2 protein-coding genes and 1 pseudogene are annotated in these 1848 nt (G+C 63.3%); 1 reads left to right on the top strand and 2 read right to left on the bottom strand.

Features of this window, described 5'->3' with window-relative positions; translation table 11 throughout:
• Positions 1-563 (bottom strand): lipase family protein (locus A2J01_RS00475; RefSeq protein ID WP_231915383.1); only part of this gene is annotated, 563 nt, incomplete at its 3' end.
• A gap of 209 nt (positions 564-772) precedes the next feature.
• On the opposite strand from A2J01_RS00475, the gene A2J01_RS00480 reads away from it, so the two are divergent.
• Positions 773-1567 (top strand): putative protein N(5)-glutamine methyltransferase, encoded by a 795-nt coding sequence (locus A2J01_RS00480; RefSeq protein ID WP_064111413.1) that lies wholly within the window; start codon positions 773-775, stop codon positions 1565-1567.
• Here the strand turns inward: A2J01_RS00480 and A2J01_RS00485 are convergent.
• Positions 1558-1848, bottom strand: a pseudogene (locus A2J01_RS00485) (TetR/AcrR family transcriptional regulator); the annotation flags it as partial. The gene A2J01_RS00480 and the pseudogene A2J01_RS00485 overlap by 10 nt on opposite strands.

Consider the following 1848-nt stretch of genomic DNA (forward strand, 5'->3'; position numbering starts at 1 on the left):
GTGAACATAGTCGCCTGCCCGCCCTGCGACTGCCCCATCGCAACCCATGCGCTCGACAGGTCGTCGTCGACCGCACGAGCGGCACGCACCATGTCCACAACGCTGTGTGCAGCGGAACGACCGTCGAGATACGGGTGAACACCGGGTGTTCCGAGCCCCACGTAGTCGGTGGTCACGACCGCGTATCCCTGCTCCAGCCAGTGACCCAGATGCGTCGCGGTCCGTTCGAGTGGAACACTGCTGCTCGGCGCACACTGATCCGCGACACCCACCGTCCCGTGCGCGTAGGAGATGACCGGCCAACCACCCTCGGGCGGAGCTCCCTCTGGGCGATACACCACACCGGTACTCGTCATCGGCACATCCTTCGGGCCCGTCGACCAGTACGTCACCTTCGTTGCGCTCACGGCACCCGGGATCACCCGGTCGGGACCGAGCAACTCCTGACTCACGACAGCACCCGGAGCATCGTTCGGTTCCGCTCCGGCCGGCGCCGCAACTGTCAACGCCACCAACGCACTCGCACTCAGTCCGACGAGCGTCCTACACAGTCGCTTACTCACGTACTTCTCCTACCGATTGCGGTGACGGTGCATATGTGGTGATCGGCCCCACATCAGCTGATCGAGGTCAGACCATAGAACAGCCTTACCATTTGGTCAACCTAAATTTCCGCTCCGCATCGACCGTCGTGACACGCCTGCTCGGGTAGGGTGGCGGTGTTCGATACGTGCAGGTCCCCCGCGAGATCAGGAGGCCGAAAGGCTCTCTCATGTCAGCACCTGATCTCCCGACCTTCCCTGCTTCGCAGCAGAAGTCGGTGGCCGCGATCCTCCGAGCAGCAGGTTGCGTCTTCGCCGAAGACGAGGCTCGCCTACTTCTTCACACCGCACGCTCTCGCGATGAACTCGACGCGATGGTCGACCGACGAGTTGCCGGCGAACCACTCGAGCCCGTCCTCGGATGGGCCGAGTTCTGCGGCTTGCGCATTCACATCGACTCCGGAGTCTTCGTCCCACGCCGGCGCACCGAGTTTCTCGCCTGGCAGGCCTGCTCACTTGTCACCCCAGGAAGCGTCGTCGTCGACATGTGTTGCGGCTCAGGAGCTGTCGGTGCTGTCCTGCAGTCGACGCTCGACGCCGTCGATTTGTACGCGGTAGACGTGGAACCGGCCGCAGTGCGGTGCGCTCGCCGAAACATCACACCGCCCGAGCGTGTACTCGAAGGCGATTTATTCGAACCACTGCCGACGAAATTACTCGGTCGCGTGGATGTCGTCGTCGCCAATGCACCTTACGTCCCCACCGAATCGATCAGGCTGATGCCGCCCGAAGCCCGTCTTCACGAACCGCTGGTCTCGTTGGACGGCGGTACCGACGGACTGGATCTGCAGCGTCGCATCATCGCGGACGCCGCGCCGTGGCTACGACCGGGTGGCTGTCTTCTCGTCGAGACGAGTACGGAGCAGGTCGAAATGACTGTTGAAACATTCACTCGAGGAGGGTTTCTCACTCGGGTGGCAACCTACAGCGAGACCACGTCGACCGTGGTGATCGGTCAGCGTTGAAGGCGATCGGATCTTGGCGTGGACCACTCCCGAGCGCGGGCGGCAAAGCCGTCGACAAAAAGCCCGAACGCACGATCGACGCGGGCCCGGTCCCCGGTGGCCAGAAGATCCATCGACAGACCCCGCATTTGCGAGAGCAACAGAGTAGCGACAGAGGCAACATCGTCCTCGGGGCAACCCGCTTGTCGTAGACCGGCTTCCAGTGCCTCGATCCAATCGCCCACAAAACGGTCCAGGAACCGTCCGTAGCGGTCGCGGTCGCCGAGCGCGAGGGCGTAGAT

Origin of the sequence: Rhodococcus sp. EPR-134 (assembly GCF_001647205.1) — a bacterium.
Classification (GTDB): domain Bacteria; phylum Actinomycetota; class Actinomycetes; order Mycobacteriales; family Mycobacteriaceae; genus Rhodococcus_F; species Rhodococcus_F qingshengii.

Coding starts and splice junctions, on each gene's coding strand:
- A2J01_RS00480 (WP_064111413.1), top strand. CDS start 773: ATGTCAGCACCTGATCTCCCGACCTTCCCTGCTTCGCAGCAGAAGTCG.